This window comes from Phormidium sp. CCY1219, from assembly GCF_055795085.1.
In genome coordinates this window covers 1-693 of record NZ_JAYFEQ010000117.1, presented here as the reverse complement: position 1 = coordinate 693, position 693 = coordinate 1, and the positions used below count along the sequence as shown (strand labels likewise).

Genomic DNA, 693 nt, shown 5'->3' with positions numbered 1-693 from the left:
TTAACGCAATCCTCGGTCTCGCAACCAAGCATCGGTCCAAATGGCATCGGATTGACACAGAGGCGGTATCGGTTCTCTGGCATAATCCACGATAAAATCATAGCCGGCGCGATCGTAAACCCCGTTCAATAGCCCTTGTAAATCCACCATCGGTTCCGTATCCTCAGAACGCAACGGGAGGGAAAACGCCGGGATTGCATCCGGGAGATTAAACAGATATAAATCCGCTTGAGGACGGCGATCGCCCCGACTCACCAAAATCCGATAACTCCCTTCCGTATCGTTACCTAAAATCGGCATCGGTTCCCCACTTCGCAGCAAATCGATTTCCACCAAATGGGTGCGACTTCCCAACAGGCGATCGCGCTTTTCTTCATAAACCTGTCGTCCTTTTCCCATCCGCTTATTCGCCGGAGAAAGAACCTCGATAACCGTCACCACTTCCCCAGTTGCCATCTCCCTCACTTCTAAATAAGCTTCCCGGAATTCCATCGGCATCGGAACCTCGACCCGCTTGGGTTTTTGGGTCGTTAATGGTGCAACCGCTACAGTAGAATCCCCCTCGGATTTAGGAGTAGAACGCCGTTGAACTATAACATCCGGAATTCCCACCAACAAGCTATCATTTCCCGCCATTTCATACACCCGCTTTTCAATCGCCACCCGATATTTGGGGCGCAGTTGAGGCACTAA

Annotated in this window: 1 protein-coding gene; it reads right to left on the bottom strand. The window is 51.1% G+C overall.

The window, feature by feature from the left end; genetic code table 11:
- Positions 1-693, bottom strand: a 693-nt coding sequence (locus tag AC0QH1_RS00650) for a DUF4058 family protein (protein ID WP_324628799.1), incomplete at its 5' end; no start/stop codon positions are given.